The sequence below is a fragment of the Bradyrhizobium sp. SZCCHNR1002 genome (assembly GCF_032381435.1).
GTDB lineage: Bacteria > Pseudomonadota > Alphaproteobacteria > Rhizobiales > Xanthobacteraceae > Bradyrhizobium > Bradyrhizobium aeschynomenes.
Genome location: NZ_JAUHIS010000003.1, coordinates 389,660 through 409,390 on the forward strand (window position 1 = coordinate 389,660; position 19,731 = coordinate 409,390).

A 19,731-nucleotide genomic window follows, 5' to 3' on the forward strand; every position below is an offset into this window, starting at 1 on the left:
GCGAGCCCGGAATCCATCGGGCCACTGCATCCGCCGAGAGATGGATTCCGGGCTCGCGCTGCGCGCGCCCGGAACGACGGCGGGGAGAGCGGGAGCCGCGTTGGGCAATCGCGATCAGGACAGAAGGTCGTATGCGATGGCGTCGGCCGAACAGCTCTTCCCAGTCAGTAGCTCATCATGCCCGGGCTTGACCCGGCCATGACGAAGGTGAGGGCTGAGCAACGAACTAACAGGAAGCGGCGCAGTCCTGGGACGCCGTCGCGACGACGCGAGCGACGTCAAAGAGCTCACACCTAACCCTGCTCCAGCCGGCGCATCACCTCGTCGAGCTGCTCCAGGCTGCGGTAGGTGATCTGCACGGTGCCGCCAGGATCGCGGTGGCTGATCGAGAGGGTGAGGCCGAGCGCGTCGCCGACCCGCTTCTCCAGCGCGAGGGTGTCGGCATCCTTCTTTTCTGGCGTAGCGCTGCCAGTGCTGCGCGGCTTTTGCGGCTTGCGCTCGGGGACGCCCTCCTCATGGGCGAGCGCCTCGGTCTGCCGCACGTTCAGCCCTTCGGCGATGATCTTCTTCGCCGCCGACATCGGATCCGGCAGGTTGATGAGCGCGCGGGCATGACCGGCCGAAATCTGCCCTGTCGCGATGAAGCCCTGCACCTCGGCCGGCAGCTTGGTCAGCCGCATCATATTGGCGACGTGGCTGCGGCTCTTGCCGACGATCTTGGCGATGTCTTCCTGGTTGCGTTTGAACTCGTTGGCGAGGGCGTGATAGCCCTGCGCCTCCTCCATCGGATTGAGATCCTCGCGCTGCACGTTCTCGATGATCGCGAGCTCGAGCGCGTCGCTGTCGCTGACATCGACCGGAACGATCGGCACCTCGTGCAGGCCCGCCGCCTGCGACGCCCGCCAGCGCCGCTCGCCGGCGATGATCTCGAAGCGATCCTGCTGGCCCTTGATCGGACGCACCACGATCGGCTGGATCACGCCGTGCTGCTTGATCGAGGCGGAGAGCTCCGCAAGCTCGCCGTCGGAAAACGTCTTGCGCGGATTGCGCGGATTCGGCTTGAGAAACTCGATCGGCACCTTGCGCTGATTGCGCGGCCGCTCCGGCGGCGCGCCGGCTTCGCGGTTCACGTCACCAATCAGACTTGCAAGCCCCCGGCCCAATCGCGATCGCGACTCGTCCGCCATCGCCTTCTCCTTTGGATTCACGTCACGCTCCGCTTGCGTCTGCTGCCGAACCGCAGCGTCGGCGCAATGAAAAGAGATCGCGAATCCCGCAGCCGCGATCCGCGTCATCCTGCGATGAGACCCGGGTGACGCGGAGCCACCCGGAGCAAAGGTATTGATCAGTTGGTGCGCAGGTCGCGCTCGCGCTGGATCACCTCGGTCGCGAGCTTGAGATAGGCCTCGCTGCCGACGCACTTCAGGTCATAGACCAGCACCGGCTTGCCGTAGGACGGCGCCTCCGAGATGCGCACGTTGCGCGGGATCATCGTGTTGTAGACCTTCGACCCCATGAACTGGCGCACGTCGGCGACCACCTGGTTGGACAGGTTGTTGCGCGAGTCGAACATCGTCAGCACGATGCCGTGGATCGACAGGTTCGGGTTCAAGGTCGAGCGCACCTGCTCCACGGTCTGCAGCAGCTGCGACAGACCTTCGAGCGCGAAGAACTCACACTGCAGCGGCACCAGGATCGCATCCGATGCGGCCATGGCGTTGACGGTCAGCAGGTTCAGCGACGGCGGGCAATCGACCAGCACGTAGGTGTAGTCGTTCTCCGGCGAGACGTTGTTGTTGAGTCCGGCGATCGCATCGCGCAGACGGAAGGCGCGGTTGGCGCTGGTGCCGAGCTCGAGCTCGAGACCCGACAGATCCATGGTCGACGACGCGATGTGCAGCCGCGGCACCGCGGTCGCGACGACGGCGTCGCGCAGCGAGGCCTCGCCGATCAGGACGTCATAGGTCGAGCAGTTGCGGCTGCCGCGGTCGATGCCGAGCCCGGTCGAGGCGTTGCCCTGAGGATCCAGGTCGACGATCAGCACACGCTCGCCGATGGCAGCCAGCGCCGTGCCGAGGTTGATCGCAGTCGTGGTCTTGCCGACCCCGCCCTTCTGATTGGCGAGCGCCAGGATGCGCGGATGCCCGTCCGGATGAGGGGCTCTATCTTCTTGATAAATCTGATCAATTACGGCCATGCGCGATCGCCATTGGTTGTCTTCGCGGAATTCAGCTCTGTCGCTCGATGCAATCGATTGCGACGATCCAGCCCTGCCCGCCCGTCCGGCTGGAATGAAGTTTCGGCTCAATTTTCCAATACTTAGTAGATTCGGTCAATTCCGCTTCTACATCTTGACCCTTGAGAAACAGCGCTTTGGCGCCTTTTTTCACCAAGGGCTCCGCAAAGCCGATGAGTTGATGTAGCGGAGCCAGCGCGCGTGCGGTCACGCAATCGACTCGCCCGCTCCACTTCTCCACGATATCCCCGATCTCAGACAAATGCACGATCCCAGGTGCGCCTGTGACGCGAATTGCTTCGCGCAGGAAGGCCGCTTTCTTGGCGATGCGCTCGACGAGATGGACCTGTGCGCCGGGCCGCTCGGCCAGGGCGCACGCCAGGACGACGCCGGGAAAGCCACCGCCGCTGCCGAGATCGACCCAGATCTTCGCGTCGGGCGCGAGATCGAGCAGTTGCAGCGAATCCGAAATGTGCCGCGTCCAGAGGTGCGCCAAGGTTGAGGGTGCGACAAGGTTGGTCTTGGCCTGCCACTCGAGCAGCAGCGTGACATAGCGGTCCAAGCGCTGCTCCGTTTCACGTGAAACAGGAGTCAGCGCGAGCGCCGCGGCCTTGTCCGCCTCGTGCACCTTGTTGACCATCGCTGAGCCGGAGTGTTTCACGTGAAACGTGCCTCAGCCGCGGATTTGCCGCGCGCTTCGCGCCGCAGATACGCCGCGAGGATTCCCAGTGCCGCCGGCGTCATACCGTCGATCCGGCCCGCCTGCCCGATCGTCCAGGGTTTGGCCGCTGTCAGCTTCGCCCTCGCCTCGTTCGAAAGCCCGGGCACGAGGGCGTAGTCGATGTCGCCAAGCACCAGGCCTTCGTCGCGGCGAAAGGCGTCCACATCCTCGCTCTGCCGGCGGACATAGACATCATATTTGGCGTCGATCTCGAGATGGGTCGCGATAACCGGGTCGATCGTTCCGAGCTCTGGCCAGACGGCTTGAACCTGGGCGAAGCCGACCTCGGGATAGGCCATCAGCTCGAAGGCCGATCGTCGCTGTCCATCGCGATTCAAAGTCAGGCCATGCTTGGCCGCTTCGTTCGGCGTGATCGTCAGCGACCTCGCATGCGCGCGGGCCGCTTCGAGCGCATCCATCTTGGCGCGATGGAAGCGCGCCCGATCGCTGCCGACGCAGCCGAGCGCAATGCCCTTGTCGGTGAGGCGCTGATCGGCATTGTCCGCACGCAGGGTCAGACGATACTCGGCGCGTGAGGTGAACATCCGATAGGGCTCGGTGATCCCCCGCGTCACGAGATCATCGATCATGACGCCAAGATAGCCGTCGGCGCGATCGAACATCACCGGCTCCCCCGCTCCCGCGGTGAGCGCGGCGTTTAGACCGGCGACCAAGCCCTGGGCTGCCGCCTCTTCATAGCCTGTCGTGCCATTGATCTGACCGGCGAGGAACAATCCCTTCATCCGCTTGGTCTGCAACGTCGGCTCCAGCTCACGCGGATCGACGTGGTCGTATTCGATCGCGTAGCCTGGCCGGATCATCCGAACACGCTCCAGTCCTGGAATGGTCGGCAGCAGCGCCAGCTGCACCTCCTCGGGGAGCGACGTCGAAATGCCGTTGGGATAGACCGTCGTATCGTCGAGTCCCTCTGGCTCCAGGAAGATCTGGTGGCCGTCGCGGTCTCCAAAGCGGACGATCTTGTCTTCGACCGACGGGCAATAGCGTGGTCCCGTCGACTTGATCTGTCCCGAGTACATCGGCGAGCGATGGACATTGGCCCGGATGACATCGTGGGTCGATGGTGTGGTCCGGGTGATGCCGCATTGGATCTGAGGAGTCGTGATCTTGGCGGTCAGCACGGAGAACGGCTCCGGCGGATCGTCGCCCGCCTGCATCTCCACCGCAGACCAATCGATCGTGGTCCCATCCAGCCGCGGTGGCGTCCCTGTTTTCAGACGGCCGAGACGAAATCCAAACGCCTCGAGCGACCGCGACAAACCCAGCGCCGGCGCCTCGCCGACACGACCGGCCGGCCAGGTCTTGTCACCGAGATGGATGAGACCGCGGAGGAAGGTGCCCGTGGTGATCACCACGGCACCGCAAGAAAAGGCACGGCCATTCGCCAGACGAAGTCCGACAACACGTCCGTCGGTGACGACCAGTTCGTCCGCTTCGCCTTCGATCACGACGAGGTTCGCCGTCGCCCGGATCGCCTCCTGCATCGCCATGGCGTAGAGCTTCCGGTCGGCCTGAGCCCGCGGACCACGGACCGCGGGGCCCTTCCGGCGATTGAGAACGCGAAACTGGATGCCTCCGGCATCGGCGACCCGCCCCATCAGACCATCCAGCGCATCGACTTCCCGAACCAGATGGCCCTTGCCCAATCCACCGATGGCGGGATTGCAGGACATGGCGCCGATGGTCGCAAACTGGTGGGTGACCAGCGCGGTGCGGGCGCCCATGCGTGCGGAAGCCGCGGCGGCCTCAGAGCCGGCGTGGCCGCCGCCGATGACGACGACGTCGTAGGATGTTTGATGCTCGCTCATGACCGGATATCTAGCGCTTGCCGGCAACGCCCGGAAGACGTTTCACGTGAAACACTGGAGAGCGAGGGCCGCGTGGTGTTTCACGTGAAACAACCTCGTGCCCCGGCAACCTGCTTTGTTTCACGTGAAACAACAGCTGAGGTTCCAATGGCCCTGTTTCACGTGAAACAATTGACGGTCGGTTAACCAAACAACGCTTTGTTAAGTATATCTCTCCCGACCAGGTATGGACTGCCTACTTCCCGACGCAGAACTCGCGGAAGATGACGTCGAGCAGATCCTCGACATCGACCCGGCCCAAAAGGCGTCCGAGCGCGAGCGCCGCGATCCTCAATTCCTCCGCAACAAGCTCCTCGCCGAGGTTGACGGCGGCGATGCTGCGGCGAAGAGCTGCGGCTGTCTCGCTGAGCAGCGTACGCTGCCGCTCTCGCGTGATCAGCCCACTCTCGGTCGATCCAAAATAGTCGCGAGCAAAGCCGACCAACGCCTTGAGCAATGCCGGCAGTCCCTCTCCGCTTCGCGCTGAGATCGCAAACAACGGACTTCCACTCCGAGCCGAGACCGTGCCGACGCTTTCAAACGTCGGCAGATCGATCTTATTCCGGACAAGCCAGACCGGAACGTCCTCCTGGGGCTCGGCCACCTGATCATCTTCAGCCAGCCAAAGCACCAGATCGGCCTGGGCGGCACGATCCCGGGCGCGCCTGACACCCTCCCGCTCGACCGGATCGTCCGTGTCCCGGATTCCAGCCGTGTCGATCATCGTCACCGGATATCCCTCGAGGTCGAGTTGCACCTCGATGAGATCCCGCGTCGTGCCGGCATGCGGCGAGACGATCGCCACCTCGCGCTGAGCGAGCTGATTCATCAGAGTCGACTTGCCGGCATTCGGTGGTCCCGCGATCACCACGGTCAGACCGTCGCGCAGCCGCTCGGCCCGGCCCTGCGCCGACAAAACGGATTCGATCTCCGTCAGCAGCTGCTCGATCCGCGACAGCGCCGGCGCCATCAGCTCGGTCGGCACGTCACCTTCGTCGGCGAAGTCGATTCCCGCCTCGATCAGCGCCGCGGCCTCGACGATCTGCTCGCGCCAGCTCCGCGCTCTGTCACCGAGCAGACCCTTCAGCTGCCGCAGTGCCTGGCGGCGCTGGCGATCAGTATCGGCATGTATGAGGTCGTCGAGACCTTCCGCCTCGGTCAGGTCGATCTTGCCGTTCTCGAATGCGCGCCGCGTAAACTCGCCAGGTTCTGCAGCGCGCAGCTGCGGCATCACAGCAAACACCGAGAACAGTGTCGCGATGACCGCGCGACTGCCATGGACATGCAGCTCGGCGACATCTTCGCCGGTCGCACTCGCCGGGCCTGGAAACCACAGCACGACGGCATCATCGATCGGCTCGCCCTGGCCCTCCCGAAGCATGACTCGCGTCGCCATCCGCGCCATCGGGATCCTTCCGGCGAGCGTCTGAAGAGCTGCGCCGGCATACGGGCCGGACAGTCTGACAATCGCAATCGCGCTAGGCAGGCGTCCGGAGGACAGCGCGAAGATGGTCTGGTCGCGAGGATGCATGATCCTCAGTTGGGCTCAGCTGCGCAGAAAGACAATCGGTTTACCGCGGCATGCTTTACGCCGACTGCCGATGCGGGGGCGATCCTCAATCCGCTCATCTCTGGCGACTTCTGCAGCAGCGTCCGGAAGGATAGGACCAGCACGCCGGCCTCAGCGTCGCGACTGATCTCAGCAGCATAAGCGGAGAGCGATGATTTCGGACGCCGGCATAGACGTAGATGTCTTTGCTGATCGACCGTCACCGCTGGTGACATTCTCGCTCTCTCATTCCGCCGAGCGCCAGCGGGGGTACCGGGGCAGGACGAGCAGTGCCGGCGGCCGCTTGGTCTACAAACAGATGAGTCCAGAAACAGAAAGGGCGCCCCGAGGAGCGCCCTTTCCAAAGTCTCGAGGTCCGGTCCCGATCAGGTGTTCATCGACTCGAAGAACTCGGCATTGCTCTTGGTGCTGCGGAGCTTGTCGAGCAGGAAGTCGATCGCGTCCATGGTGCCCATCGGATTGAGGATGCGGCGGAGGACATACATCTTCTTGAGGTTCTGCGGCTCGGTGATGAGCTCTTCCTTGCGGGTGCCGGAGCGGGCGATGTCGATCGCCGGGAAGGTCCGCTTGTCCGCGACCTTGCGGTCGAGGATGAGCTCGGAGTTGCCGGTGCCCTTGAACTCTTCGAAGATGACCTCGTCCATACGGCTGCCGGTATCGACCAGCGCGGTCGCGATGATCGTCAGCGAGCCGCCTTCCTCGATGTTGCGGGCGGCACCGAAGAAGCGCTTCGGGCGCTGCAGCGCGTTGGCGTCGACACCGCCGGTCAGCACCTTGCCGGAGGACGGCACGACGGTGTTGTAGGCGCGGCCGAGACGGGTGATCGAGTCCAGGAGAATGACGACGTCGCGGCCGTGCTCGACCAGGCGCTTGGCCTTCTCGATCACCATCTCCGCAACCTGGACGTGACGGGCGGCCGGCTCGTCGAAGGTCGACGACACGACCTCGCCCTTCACCGAGCGCTGCATGTCGGTGACTTCCTCGGGGCGCTCGTCGATCAGCAGCACGATCAGATAGCACTCCGGATGATTGGCCGTGATCGAGTGCGCGATGTTCTGCATCAGCACGGTCTTGCCGGTGCGCGGCGGCGCCACGATCAGCGCGCGCTGGCCCTTGCCGATCGGAGCGACGATGTCGATGACGCGCGGCGACAGATCCTTGCGGGTCGGATCTTCCAGCTCGAGGCGGAAACGCTCGTCCGGAAACAGCGGCGTGAGGTTGTCGAAATTGACCTTGTGCTTGGACTTCTCGGGATCCTCGAAGTTCAGCGTGTTGACCTTGAGCAGCGCGAAATAGCGTTCGCCCTCTTTCGGGCTGCGGATGTGACCCTCGATGGTGTCGCCGGTGCGCAGGCCGAAGCGGCGGATTTGCGAGGGCGAGACATAGATGTCGTCGGGGCCGGGCAGGTAGTTGGCATCCGGCGAACGCAGGAAGCCGAAGCCGTCGGAGAGAACCTCGACGACGCCCTCACCGATGATGTCGGTTTCCTGGATCGCGAGCTGTTTGAGGATGGCGAACATCAGCTCCTGCTTGCGCATCGTGCTGGCGTTCTCGACCCCGTTTTCCTCCGCAAAGGAGACGAGCTCGGCCGGCGTCTTTGACTTGAGGTCCTGTAGTTTGATTTCCCGCATTGGGGTGGTCCTGTGGAAGCGACTTGGGAGGGATGCGAGGTGGCTGTGGGAAGGCGGACGAAATGAGGTCCGCAGGTCTGAGCAAGGTTGGCGCCGATGAGGCACCAGACCTGATGCGGCGGCCGGTCAAGCCGGAACGCAACCACATCCGCCTGCGTGGGGTGGGATAGTCTTAATATAGAAAATTGCGCCGCTGTCCGCAAGGCATCTCGGGCGCAGCGGTATTCCAAGAGATCCGATCAGAATGGCTTGACGATCACGAGAATCACGATTCCGATCATCAGGACTGTCGGTACCTCATTGACATAGCGATAGAATTTCTGGCTGCGGGTATTCTTGTCGGCGCCGAATTCCCGCACCCAGCGGGTGAACAATCCATGCACGCCGGACATGATCAGGACCAGCAGGAATTTCGCGTGGAACCAACCGCTGGTATACAAGTGACCCGCCCAGGCGAGATACAGTCCGGCCAACCATGTCACGGTGATCGCCGGATTGATGATGGCCTTGAGCAGCCGCCGCTCCATGACCTTGAACGTCTCGGACTGCTTCGAGCCGATCTCGGCGTCGCAATGATAGACGAACAGCCGAGGCAGATAGAGCATGCCGGCCATCCAGGCGATGACGGCAATGACGTGCAGGGCCTTGATCCACTCATACATCGGAAACGGGTGACCCTCTCGGCTCGTGATCAGCTTGCGTGCCGAGACATATCCGCTCGCTCAGTCCCCTCCAAACCAAATAATTTTAGAATCTTAAGGTTTGAGTCTAGGTAGCGGTGGATTGGACTCATGCAATGTCATCCGCGAGCTGCCCGCAGCTTGTTCACATCCTTCAACAGGCCGGACTCGAGCCCCGACTCCTTGGTGAGTCCAATGTGATTCAAATGCTTGCCGAAAACGTTCGACAGCTTATCCCAAGACAAATACAGCCTGTCCCGATATCATCGGCTCGTCGCCTCGCGTTTTCCCGGACGGCGTCCATGTGCAGAAGATTCGGGGTTATACAGAGGGGCCGGCCGCCGGCTGCTTTTTGGCCCCATCCTTCACAGGGATTCACAGATCGTTAAGGATTTGATGCCCACCACCGGAAATTACTTTCACCTGCATTTGGTTTCCGACTCGACGGGCGAAACCCTGATCACGGTCGCGCGAGCGGTGGCCGCGCAATACGCCAATGTGACGCCGGTGGAGCATGTCTATCCGCTGGTGCGCAGCCAGAAGCAGCTCGACCGCGTGCTCGACGAGATCGAGGAAGCGCCGGGCATCGTGCTGTTCACGCTGCTGGAGAAAGATTTGGTCAGCCGGCTCGAAGCCAAGTGCCAGCAGATCAACATTCCGAGTCTCTCGATCATCGGTCCGGTGATGCAGCTGTTCGAGGCCTATCTCGGCGCATCCACCGCCGGGCGGGTCGGCGCGCAGCACGTGCTCAACGCCGAATATTTCGCGCGGATCGATGCCCTGAACTACACGATGCTCCACGACGACGGCCAGATGGTCGACGGTCTCGAGGAAGCCGACGTGGTTCTGGTGGGCGTGAGTCGCACCTCCAAGACCCCGACCTCGATCTATCTCGCCAACCGTGGCGTCCGCACCGCCAACGTGCCGCTGGTGCCGGGTATTCCGATTCCGCATCAGCTGGAGACGCTGAAGAAGCCGCTGGTGGTCAGCCTGCACGCAACGCCCGAGCGTCTCATCCAGGTGCGACAAAATCGGCTGCTCAGCATGGGTGCCGAGACCGGCAATGAGAACTATGTCGACAAGCAGTCGGTGACCGATGAGGTCGCCTACGCGCGCAAGCTCAGCGCAAAGTTCAACTGGGTGATGCTCGACGTGACGCGCCGCTCGATCGAAGAGACGGCGGCCGCGATCCTGAAACTCTATACCGACCGGCAGCGGCAGCGCCTGCCGGAATGAGTTGACGACGATGACCCTATGGTGTGGTGACGAGCCGCTCGTTCTGGCCTCGCAGAGTCGCGCGCGGCGCCTGTTGCTCGAGAATGCCGGCCTCGCCTGCGAGGCCGTGCCGGCGGATGTGGACGAGCGGGCCATTCAAACCGAGGCCGGGCTGGTCGCGCCCTATGAGGTTGCGCTCCACCTGGCGACCGCCAAGGCTCGCGCCGTCGCGGCGACCAGGCCTGGCTCCTATGTCCTCGGCGCTGATCAGACCCTGGCTCTCGGCGAGCGCATGTTCAACAAGCCCGCCGGCCGGCAGCAGGCGATGCACCAGCTGCTGGCGCTGGCCGGACGCACCCATGCGCTGCATTCGGCGATCGCGGTCGTGCGCAATGGCGAGGTGCTGTTCTCCCATGTCGCCGTCGCCTGGATGACGATGCGGACCCTGAGCGAGAGCGACGTCGCCGCCTATCTGGACACGGCCGGCCAGGCGGTGATGTCGAGCGTCGGCGCCTATCAGCTCGAAGGTCTCGGCGTGCATCTGTTCGATCGCATCGACGGTGATCACTTCACCATTCTTGGCCTGCCGCTACTGCCGTTGTTGGCGTATTTCCGCGACGCTAGGCTGCTCAGGTTCTGACGACGGCGCCGACACGGCCACGGGAGCGAATGGGGATGAGAGTGCTCGGGCTGACCGGCTCGATGGGGATGGGCAAGTCGACGACGGCGAAGCTGTTCGCGGAAGCCGGTGTTCCCGTCTACGACGCCGACGCCACCGTCCATAGGGTCTACGAGAGCGAGGCGGCTCCCGCGGTCGAAGCCGCGTTTCCCGGGACGACCGTCGACGGCAAGGTCGACCGGCCGAAATTGTCGGCGAAGGTGGTCGGCGACCCCGAAGCCATCCGCCGTCTCGAAGCCATCGTTCACCCGATGCTGCGGTCCTATCACCAGCGGTTCTTGGATGACGCCGAGCGATCCGGTGTACCGGTCGCGGTCGTCGATGTGCCGCTGCTGTTCGAGACCGGCGGCGACAAGCGTGTCGATGCCGTGGTCGTGGTCTCGACGTCGCCGGAGATCCAGCGCCAGCGTATCCTGGCGCGCGGCACAATGACCGAGGACGCGCTCGATGCGCTGCTGGCGCGGCAGATGCCGGATGCCGAGAAGCGCGCGCGCGCCGATTTCGTCGTGGATACGTCCAATGGGATAGAGCCGGTGCGGGCGCGGATCCGCGACATCCTGGCCGAGGTCGTTAAGATGCCGCAGCGGCGCGCCTGATTCGCCAGTGCTGCTGGATCTATGGACTGACCGATGCGTGAGATCGTGCTCGACACCGAAACCACCGGCCTCGACGCCCTGCGCGGCGACCGCCTGGTCGAGATCGGTTGCGTCGAGATCATCAACCGGATGCCGACCGGCCAGGTCTTTCACCGCTACATCAATCCCGAGCGCGACATGCCGGCGGAGGCCTTCGCGGTCCATGGTCTGTCGAGCGAGTTCCTGGCCGACAAGCCGCTGTTCCACGAGGTGGTCGAGGACTTCCTGGCGTTCATCGGCGATGCGCCGCTGGTGATCCACAACGCGTCCTTCGACATCGGCTTCATCAATGCCGAGCTCGACCGGGTGAAGCGGGCGGCCATCCCGCGTGACCGATTGGTCGATACGCTGCTGCTGGCCCGGCGCAAGCATCCGGGCGTGTCGAACCGGCTCGACGATCTCTGCTCGCGCTATGCGATCGACAATTCACGGCGCACCAAGCACGGCGCGTTGCTCGATGCGGAGTTACTGGCCGAGGTCTATGTCGATCTGGTCGGAGCGCGGCAGTCGCAGCTGATCCTGACCCAGGATACGCAGGAGATCCGCGTGGGCACGGCCGGCGATACGCCGCGTCGTCAGCGTGACGTCCCGCTGGCTCCCCGCGTCACGGACGCCGAGCGGGAGGCGCATCGCGCCTTCATCGCAACCCTCGGCGACAAGCCGATCTGGATGGAATTTTGGCCGGTGTCGTGATCCCCGGCCATCTGCCGCGGATCACGCCCGTCAATCATCTTTCAATCAAGTTTCGACGGATCAGCTGGGCCGGCCCTGCGCGGCCTCGGCCGCGGCCTGGCGCTCCATGTTCTGGCGGTACAGGCCGACGAAATCGACCGGGTCGAGCATCAAGGGCGGGAAGCCGCCGTCGCGCACCGAGTTGGCGACGATCTCGCGGGCGAACGGGAACAGCAGCCGCGGGCATTCGATCAGCAGCATCGGCGACAGGTTCTCGCGGGGAATGTTCACCAGCCGGAACACGCCGCCATAGACCAGCTCGAAGCTGAACATGACCTGGCTGCCGCTCTCGGCCTTGCCCTCGATCGTCAGCGTCACCTCGTATTCGGTCTCATTCAGGGCGTTGGCGCCGACATTGATCTGGATGTTGATCTGCGGCGCCTGGCCCTGCGGCGCCAGCGATTGCGGCGCGTTGGGGTTCTCGAACGAGAGGTCCTTGATGTATTGCGCCAGCACGTTGAGTTGAGGAGGAGGGGCCGCCTCGGACGTGGCGCCGTTACCGTTGGTCATCGAAGTGTTCTCCTGGCACAAAAAGGCGGTTCGTTGCGGCGCGTGGCTACCATAGGGCCGGCTTGTTCCACAAGGACGAGCCTTCCGAAGCTTCCGCAACGGTCAATTATGGTTGTTCCGGAACGGTCTGCCACCATTTGTCGCACGTTACGGCTGCAGCCGCGTCGCCAGCGTTCACCCGGGCCTGGGACGCGGTGATCCGATTTCCCCTTGGCCGTGAAACGGGTTAGGATCGTAGTGCCACAATGTGCCATTGGCCCGGCCCAATTCGATGACTACATCCTCCGGAGACGGACCGTTTCATGGGTCTTTACCCGGTTCTTGGTAAACGGGCTCCAGTGGCCAGACCCCGCGTCCGGCCCGACAAGTCAGTCAGAAAGCGAACACGACGTGGACATTTATACCATCATCTTCCTGGCGTTGGCGGTCTTCATCTTCGTGCGCCTGCGCGCCGTGCTCGGCCAGCGCACCGGCAACGAGCGAACCCCATTCGATCGCGCAGCCCGGAACGCCGTGCAGGGCGCGCCCGATAATCATGTGATGCCGGTTCCCGGCGCGCCGATCGATCCGGCAGGCCCCGCCACGGGCGCTGATTTCGGTGCGCCGAGCGATCGCTGGCGCGGGGTGGCCGAGCCGGGCACGCCGCTCGCGCGCGGCCTCGACGCGATCGTCGCCAGCGACTCCTCGTTCGATCCCCGCCATTTCCTCACCGGTGCGCGCAGCGCCTATGAGATGATCGTGCTGGCCTTCGCCAATGGCGACCGCCGCGCGTTGCGCGACCTGCTGTCGTCCGAGGTCTATGACAGCTTCGACTCCGTCATCAAGGAGCGCGAGAGGCAGGAGCAGAAGACCGAGACCCGCTTCGTCTCGATCGACACCGCCGAGCTCGTCGGCGCCGAGGCGCGCGACCGCACCGCTCAGCTGACGGTGCGGTTCGTGTCGCAGATGATCTCCGTGACCCGCGACAAGATGGGCAACATCGTCGACGGCAATCCGGAGAAGGTCGCCGACATCACCGACATCTGGACCTTCGCCCGCGACACCGGTTCGCGTGATCCGAACTGGAAGCTGGTCGGCACCGGCAGTCATTGACGAGGACCGTGTGGCCCGGACCTTGTGCGGTCCGGTTTCGGAAAGTTCGCACCTGCAGTCGACACCGGCCACGGCCGCGAATGGAGCAAGACGACGGGCGGCGCTGATTTCTTGATCCCGTTTTTTCAGAATTTCGCGTTGAGTGGTACTTTGACGGTGCAAGCATGGTTCGCGAAATTTGGAAGCGGGGCTTTTCCGCCCGTAGCCTCAGATATTGGACGCCGGCGCTCGCCTTGAGCGTCGCCGCTGTGGCGCTTGCGCCTTATGCGGCCGAGGCCGTGCGCGCCCGCCACCGGTCGGCCGCGCCTGTTGCGCCAGTTCGCCACCTGCCCTACCCCACGCTCGACTGGCCGCTCGAGATTACCAACAGCCAGTATCTGCCGCTGGGATGGAGCGAGGTCCCCGGCTGGAACGATGACGATCAGCTCGCGGCCTACCGGACCTTCCGCGCCAGCTGCAAGCCGATTGCGGCGAGGCCCAACGGCGCAGCGACGGAAGACAAGGCACTCGGCGATTCCCTGCGTGATCCCTGTCGTGAGGCGCGTTCGTCCGACCTCGCCGACAACGCCGCGGCGAAAGCCTTCTTCGAACGCCACTTCGAGCCGCTGAAGATCTCCAAGCTCGGCGACGCCGACGGGTTCGTCACCGGCTACTACGAGCCGGTCATCGAGGGCTCGCGGACACAGAACGAGGTCTACAACGTTCCGGTCTATCGGCGTCCGTCGAACCTGTTCGTCCGCGGCTTCAAGCAGGATGCGACGAGCCTGCCCAACAAGGGTCCGGTGTATCGCAAGATCGGGCGGCGCAAGCTGGTCCCCTATTATGACCGGGCGGAGATCGAGGACGGCGCCATCGAGGGCCGCGGCCTGGAGATCGCATGGCTCAGGAACCAGACGGACTTGTTGTTTGCACAGATCCAGGGATCCGCGCGCATCAGCCTCGACGACGGCTCGACCGTGCGCATCAACTACGACGCCTATAATGGCCATCCCTACACGCCGGTCGGACGCGTCCTGATCGAGCGCGGCATCATCCCGCGCGAGCAGATGTCGATGCAGCGCATCCGCGACTGGATGGAGCAGAATCCGGAAGGCGCCAACGAGCTGCGCCGGACCAACCGCTCCTACATCTTCTTCCGCGAGGTGCAGCTGTCGGACAAGGATGAGGCCGTCGGCGCGCAGGGCATTCCGCTGACGCCGGGCCGCTCGATCGCGGTCGACAAGTCGCTGCACGTCTATGGCACGCCGTTCTTCATCACCGGCGAACTGCCGATCGAGTCCGAGAAATCCAAGACCGCCTTTCATCGGCTGATGATCGCGCAGGATACGGGATCGGCGATCATAGGCCCTGCCCGCGCCGATCTCTATTTCGGCGCCGGACAGGAGGCCGGCAAGGTCTCGGGCCGGCTCAAGCACAACATGCAGTTCGTGATGCTGGTGCCGCGCAGCCTCGATCCGGTCGCGCGCGGCCGCAAGATGCCGCTGCCGGATGCGCGGCCGTCGGAGAAGATCGCAAAACTGTTTCCGCAGGTGCTGCCGAAGGAGCCGGCCAAAGATACGGCCAAGGATACGGGGCAGGATCAAGCGAAGGGTCGGGACCAGGCCAGCGTGACCGCCTCTCCTTCCAAGGATGCCAAGGCCCCTGCCCCGGCCGCCAACGCAAGCGCGGCGACCACCGTCGCGCAGAACGTGGCGGCCCCGCAGCCCGTGCCACTGCCTGAGGCCCGGCCGCGACTGGAAAGTGATCGCAATATCCGCCGATTGCGCTATGGCAGGCGCCACCGCAACCATCGATGAACCGCCGTTGCCATGTCACATGATCCCGAGCCGCCGCGCGGCCGTCGCAAGCGCGGCCTCTCCGAGGACGAGCGGGCGCTGTGGGAGACGGTCGCCCGCCAGGTCAAGCCGCTGCGCAAGACGCCGCGTCCGCTGCGGCTCCACCCGCCAATGGCAACGGCCGAGCCGCAGGCCGACAAAGCGATGACGACGCCGCGACCGGTCGCGCCCGTTGTCATCCCCAAGCCGGTCAGGCCGGCGATCCCGCCGCTGGTGTCGCTCGGGCGGAAGGAGCGCTCGAAACTGTCGCGCGGGCGCAGCGAGATCGATGCGCGGCTCGACCTGCACGGCATGACCCAAAGCCGAGCGCACCAGGCGCTGCATCACTTCCTGCATCGTGCCCAGCATGACGGTCTCACCTTCGTGCTCGTCATCACCGGCAAGGGCACCATCGGCGCCGATCCCGAGCGTGGCGTGCTCCGGCGCCAGGTGCCGCATTGGCTCAGCCTGCCCGAATTCCGCACGCTGATCGTTGGTTTCGAGGAAGCCCATGTCGGCCACGGCGGCGCCGGCGCGCTCTATGTCCGCATCCGTCGTCCGCGCGGCTGAGGCTCAGAACGGCCGGATGATGCCGACGCGCGGGATAGCGGTGACGATCCAGCCGAGGATCGTGGTCCGACGATCGTCGGAGTCGATAGGAGAAATCGGTCTTGCGGCCGGCAGCGTCTTCACCGCATGCAGCATCAGGATCATGCAGACCACCCAGCTCGAGATCCAGCGCGAATAGTCGAACACCATCGCGAACATCACGAGATAGGCGAGGCTGATGACGATCAGCGCGGCGACGACGATCCGGCGATGGTGCCGCTCTTCGAGCGCGGCGATGAGATCTCTGAAAGTGCGCCACAGCGGCAGATGCAGCCAGAGCAGCAGCGCATAGACCGGCATGCCGAGCAGGTTCGACGGCATCCGGGCCCAGGTGTCCTGCACCTCCTTGGCGAGCGGCTGGTACCAGACATAAGCGAACTGCAGCAGCTCGGTGCGTGACGGATCGACCATGCGCGTCTGCAGGTAGCGTACGAAGTCGGCCTCGGCCATCGGCATGGTACCGGCGAACTGCGCCGCCAGGAACAACACGCCCAGACCAATCAGTGCGGCCGTACCGACCGCGAGGTCGAGCCGCGTGACGGTCCGCGGCAAGTAGTAGCGCAACACGACGATGGCGGCGATGGTCGGTACATACATCAAAAGATGGATGTGGTGGATCAGCACCAGCACCGCGGAGATGATTGCCGCAAGCAGAACGTAACTCAGTGAGCTCGCCGGCACCAGCAGCAGGATGATCGCGCCAAGGCAGCCATAGATGTCGAAATGACCGAGCGCGAACAGGAAATTCTTGAACACGAACGGCGAGCCGGCGATGAACACGAACAATGGCAGGTGCGCGTGGTCGAGGCAGAAGGTGCGTCGGAACAGCTGCACGAACAGAGCGAACGTGATCAACCAGACGAGGCCGGCCAGCGCGAACACCAGCCAGACCGGCACCTTCGCGGTGAACAGGCCGACGACGGCGCCGATCAGCGCGCGCTTGATGAAGCCGTGGTGATAGTCGACCAGCAGGTGGATGTAGGGGATGTAGGGCGGCAGCGTGAGCTTGTGCAGGAGCACGCCGAGCATGATCGCGGCGTTGACGGCGAGCATCAGCCGCCAGTGTCTCGCATATGCGCCGGTCATGCCGCGGCCGATCGAATGACGATGTTGCCACGGCTGCTGCCACACCCACCAGTGTCGTCCCGGCCTCGAGCCGGGACCGATAGCCACCGCTGTCTGTGGTGAGGCAGGGCTGGAGCCGCCATCTTCAGCTACTATCAGCTTCGGTGTTTCTGGGTGCCGGCTCAAGGCCGGGACGACGGCGGAGTCGGAGGCGAGTTCGAGGCTAACACTGACGACCGCTTACAAGATGAACCGGCTCAGATCCGCATTCTTGGCGAGGTCGCCGATATGCTGCTGCACATAGGCGGCGTCGACGCGCATGGTCTCGCCGGTGCGGTCGGACGCCGTGAAGGAGATATCGTCGAGCACGCGCTCCATCACCGTCTGCAGGCGGCGGGCACCGATGTTCTCGACCGTCGAGTTCACCGCCACCGCGATGTCGGCGAGCGCATCGATCGCATCGTCGGTGATGTCGAGCGTCACGCCTTCGGTCTTCATCAGCGCGACATATTGCTTGATCAGCGACGCCTCCGGCTCGGTCAGGATGCGGCGCATGTCGTCGCGCGTCAGCGCCTGCAGCTCGACACGGATCGGCAGGCGACCCTGCAATTCCGGCAAGAGATCCGACGGCTTGGCGATATGGAACGCGCCGGATGCAATGAACAGGATGTGGTCGGTCTTGACCGCGCCGTGCTTGGTCGAGACGGTGGTGCCTTCGATCAGCGGCAGCAGGTCGCGCTGCACGCCTTCGCGGGAGACGTCGCCGCCGTGGCGGTTCTCGCGCACGCAGATCTTGTCGATCTCGTCGAGGAACACGATGCCGTTGTTCTCGACCACACTGATCGCCTCCTGCACCAGCTGGTCGCTGTCGAGCAGCTTGTCGGACTCTTCTGCAATCAGGAGGTCGTGCGAGGCTTCGACCGTGACGCGCCGCGTCTTGGTGCGGCCGCCGAGCTTGCCGAAAATGTCGCCGATCGAGATCGCGCCCATCTGCGCGCCCGGCATGCCCGGGATTTCGAACATCGGCATGCCGCCGCCGGACGACTGCGTCTCGATCTCGATTTCCTTGTCGTTCAGCTCGCCGGCGCGCAGCTTGCGGCGGAACGAGTCGCGGGTCGCAGCGCTCGAATTGGCGCCGACGAGCGCATCGAGCACGCGCTCCTCGGCGGCCAACTGTGCGCGGGCGGCGACGTCCTTGCGCTTGCGCTCGCGCACCTGGTGGATCGCGACCTCGACGAGATCGCGGATGATCTGCTCGACGTCGCGGCCGACATAGCCGACCTCGGTGAATTTCGTGGCTTCCACCTTGAGGAACGGCGCGCCCGCGAGCTTGGCCAGCCGCCGCGCGATCTCCGTCTTGCCGACGCCGGTCGGGCCGATCATCAGGATGTTCTTCGGCAGCACCTCCTCGCGCAGGCCCGTATCGAGCTGCAGCCGCCGCCAGCGGTTGCGAAGGGCGATGGAGACCGCGCGCTTGGCGTCGGCCTGGCCGACGATGAAGCGGTCGAGTTCGGAGACGATTTCGCGAGGGGAAAAGTCGGTCATGGGGCTCTAGCTAGGCTCGGATGGGCGGCGAGGCAAGTCGGCGGGATCGCAGGACATCAGCAGCGCGGGACCATCGGGCGTGTCGACCAGACGCTCGCGCCGGAATCCCGCCTTTTCATAGGCGCGAATGGCGCGCGCATGGGTCGGCGACGGGTCGGTCACCACGCGCGGGACGCCGCGCTGAAACATCAGGCCACAAAAGGTCCGGAGGGCGAGCGGACCGTGGCCCCGCCCAACACGCTCGGCGCCGGCGATGAACAGATCGATGCCGCGGGTGCCGTCCGGCTGCGGCAAGAAGCCGTCGTTCCATTGGGTGAGGGCATAGCACTGCAGATAGCCGGCCGGTTCGTGATCCATCAGCATGATGTATTGATCCATGGCCGGCTCGTCGCGATCGCCGTCGATCAGCGCGTATTGCTCGTCCGGATCGCCCCACCACTCCCGCACATGCGGCTGCTGCAGCCAGTCGCGGATGGCGGGCAGGTCGCCTTCGGTCATCGGACGAAAGCCAAGGTTCATGACGCCCTGCCCTCACAGCAGCGGCGGGCCGGCCTGCCATTGCCGGATCGCCTCGGTCGGATAGACCAGCATCAGGATGTTGAGCGTCAGGTTGTCGCGAATGTGCAACCCGACGCCGATCTCGAACACGATCGCGATCAGCACGGTCAGCCAGACCGGCAGCACCCGCGCCAGCAAAAAGCCGGTCATCATGGCCAGCGTGTCGCCGACGGAGTTCACGATGCTGTCGCCGAAATAATCCAGCGAGATCGTCGCCGCACGATAGCGCTCGATGATGAGACTGGAGTTCTCGACCAGCTCCCAGGCGCCCTCGATCAGCATAGAAATGATCAGCCGGCCCTGCCACGGCAGCCGCGGCACGAGCAGCGCCGTCAGCGCGTAGAACAGGAAGCCGTGGATGACGTGCGAGAACGTGTACCAGTCGGCGAGGTGCTGGGAGTTCTCTGAGCTCTGCACCACGCCATGCCACAGCTTGACCGTGCCGCAGGCGCAGATCGGCAGCCGCCCCATCGCGAACAGGATGGCGGCCTGTAAAGCCAGCAACGTAAGCACCAGCCCGAGCCACAGCCCGGGTGACCGGCGGGACGCGATGCTGATCCCGTCGGCGGTCATC

At 64.4% G+C, this 19,731-nt stretch carries 19 protein-coding genes; 7 read left to right on the forward strand and 12 right to left on the reverse strand.

Annotation, left to right across the window (positions count from 1 at the left end; genetic code table 11):
• Positions 1 to 293: 293 nt before the first annotated feature.
• The 7 genes from QX108_RS18070 to hemJ form a co-directional block, all read right to left on the reverse strand.
• On the reverse strand, positions 294 to 1,187 hold the full coding sequence (locus QX108_RS18070; protein ID WP_315723259.1) for a ParB/RepB/Spo0J family partition protein: 894 nt from the start codon (positions 1,185 to 1,187) through the stop codon (positions 294 to 296).
• Positions 1,188 to 1,345: 158 nt separating this feature from the next.
• Positions 1,346 to 2,197: a ParA family protein gene (locus QX108_RS18075; protein ID WP_172113653.1), complete on the reverse strand. Its 852-nt coding sequence runs from the start codon at positions 2,195 to 2,197 to the stop codon at positions 1,346 to 1,348.
• Positions 2,198 to 2,228: 31 nt separating this feature from the next.
• Complete coding sequence (rsmG, locus tag QX108_RS18080) at positions 2,229 to 2,876, reverse strand: 16S rRNA (guanine(527)-N(7))-methyltransferase RsmG (RefSeq protein ID WP_315781027.1); 648 nt, start codon at positions 2,874 to 2,876, stop codon at positions 2,229 to 2,231.
• 17 nt (positions 2,877 to 2,893) lie between these two features.
• Complete coding sequence (gene mnmG / locus QX108_RS18085; RefSeq protein WP_315781030.1) at positions 2,894 to 4,783, reverse strand: tRNA uridine-5-carboxymethylaminomethyl(34) synthesis enzyme MnmG; 1,890 nt, start codon at positions 4,781 to 4,783, stop codon at positions 2,894 to 2,896.
• 235 nt (positions 4,784 to 5,018) lie between these two features.
• The gene (mnmE, locus tag QX108_RS18090; protein WP_315781032.1) at positions 5,019 to 6,353 is read right to left on the reverse strand and encodes a tRNA uridine-5-carboxymethylaminomethyl(34) synthesis GTPase MnmE; all 1,335 of its coding nucleotides are present in this window, start codon (positions 6,351 to 6,353) and stop codon (positions 5,019 to 5,021) included.
• A 404-nt stretch (positions 6,354 to 6,757) separates the two neighbouring features.
• Positions 6,758 to 8,023, reverse strand: coding sequence for a transcription termination factor Rho (gene rho, locus QX108_RS18095; protein ID WP_008965552.1), 1,266 nt, complete (start codon positions 8,021 to 8,023; stop codon positions 6,758 to 6,760).
• 239 nt (positions 8,024 to 8,262) lie between these two features.
• Positions 8,263 to 8,685 carry a protoporphyrinogen oxidase HemJ gene (gene hemJ, locus QX108_RS18100; protein WP_315781034.1) on the reverse strand — a complete coding sequence of 141 codons (423 nt, stop codon included), beginning with the start codon at positions 8,683 to 8,685 and terminating at the stop codon, positions 8,263 to 8,265.
• Positions 8,686 to 9,099: 414 nt separating this feature from the next.
• Here hemJ and QX108_RS18105 point away from each other — a divergent pair, with 414 nt between their 5' ends.
• Genes QX108_RS18105 through dnaQ form a run of 4 tightly spaced genes read left to right on the forward strand, consistent with a single transcriptional unit; the run spans position 9,100 to position 11,925 of the window.
• On the forward strand, positions 9,100 to 9,939 hold the full coding sequence (locus QX108_RS18105) for a pyruvate, water dikinase regulatory protein (protein WP_172113658.1): 840 nt from the start codon (positions 9,100 to 9,102) through the stop codon (positions 9,937 to 9,939).
• 10 nt (positions 9,940 to 9,949) lie between these two features.
• Positions 9,950 to 10,558, forward strand: coding sequence for a Maf family protein (locus QX108_RS18110; RefSeq protein WP_315723272.1), 609 nt, complete (start codon positions 9,950 to 9,952; stop codon positions 10,556 to 10,558).
• A gap of 35 nt (positions 10,559 to 10,593) precedes the next feature.
• Complete coding sequence (coaE, locus tag QX108_RS18115) at positions 10,594 to 11,193, forward strand: dephospho-CoA kinase (protein ID WP_315781036.1); 600 nt, start codon at positions 10,594 to 10,596, stop codon at positions 11,191 to 11,193.
• A gap of 33 nt (positions 11,194 to 11,226) precedes the next feature.
• Positions 11,227 to 11,925 (forward strand): DNA polymerase III subunit epsilon, encoded by a 699-nt coding sequence (gene dnaQ / locus QX108_RS18120; protein ID WP_315781038.1) that lies wholly within the window; start codon positions 11,227 to 11,229, stop codon positions 11,923 to 11,925.
• Between the two features lie 60 nt (positions 11,926 to 11,985).
• Here the strand turns inward: dnaQ and secB are convergent, their stop codons facing one another.
• Complete coding sequence (gene secB / locus QX108_RS18125) at positions 11,986 to 12,474, reverse strand: protein-export chaperone SecB (RefSeq protein ID WP_172113662.1); 489 nt, start codon at positions 12,472 to 12,474, stop codon at positions 11,986 to 11,988.
• Positions 12,475 to 12,864: 390 nt separating this feature from the next.
• Between secB and QX108_RS18130 the strand changes: the two genes are divergently transcribed.
• The 3 genes from QX108_RS18130 (at position 12,865) to QX108_RS18140 (ending at position 15,950) form a co-directional block, all read left to right on the forward strand.
• On the forward strand, positions 12,865 to 13,566 hold the full coding sequence (locus QX108_RS18130; protein ID WP_315723280.1) for a Tim44/TimA family putative adaptor protein: 702 nt from the start codon (positions 12,865 to 12,867) through the stop codon (positions 13,564 to 13,566).
• Between the two features lie 164 nt (positions 13,567 to 13,730).
• The gene (locus tag QX108_RS18135; RefSeq protein WP_315781040.1) at positions 13,731 to 15,362 is read left to right on the forward strand and encodes a murein transglycosylase A; all 1,632 of its coding nucleotides are present in this window, start codon (positions 13,731 to 13,733) and stop codon (positions 15,360 to 15,362) included.
• Between the two features lie 12 nt (positions 15,363 to 15,374).
• Complete coding sequence (locus QX108_RS18140) at positions 15,375 to 15,950, forward strand: Smr/MutS family protein (RefSeq protein ID WP_315723284.1); 576 nt, start codon at positions 15,375 to 15,377, stop codon at positions 15,948 to 15,950.
• A 3-nt stretch (positions 15,951 to 15,953) separates the two neighbouring features.
• Here the strand turns inward: QX108_RS18140 and QX108_RS18145 are convergent, their stop codons facing one another.
• From QX108_RS18145 to QX108_RS18160, 4 genes are all read right to left on the reverse strand, one after another.
• The gene (locus QX108_RS18145) at positions 15,954 to 17,075 is read right to left on the reverse strand and encodes a hypothetical protein (protein WP_315781042.1); all 1,122 of its coding nucleotides are present in this window, start codon (positions 17,073 to 17,075) and stop codon (positions 15,954 to 15,956) included.
• A 219-nt stretch (positions 17,076 to 17,294) separates the two neighbouring features.
• Positions 17,295 to 18,599, reverse strand: coding sequence for an ATP-dependent protease ATPase subunit HslU (hslU, locus tag QX108_RS18150; protein WP_315723288.1), 1,305 nt, complete (start codon positions 18,597 to 18,599; stop codon positions 17,295 to 17,297).
• A gap of 6 nt (positions 18,600 to 18,605) precedes the next feature.
• Positions 18,606 to 19,118, reverse strand: coding sequence for a GNAT family N-acetyltransferase (locus QX108_RS18155; RefSeq protein ID WP_315781045.1), 513 nt, complete (start codon positions 19,116 to 19,118; stop codon positions 18,606 to 18,608).
• Between the two features lie 12 nt (positions 19,119 to 19,130).
• Positions 19,131 to 19,730 (reverse strand): DUF2585 domain-containing protein, encoded by a 600-nt coding sequence (locus QX108_RS18160; RefSeq protein ID WP_315723293.1) that lies wholly within the window; start codon positions 19,728 to 19,730, stop codon positions 19,131 to 19,133.
• Position 19,731: the final 1 nt, after the last annotated feature.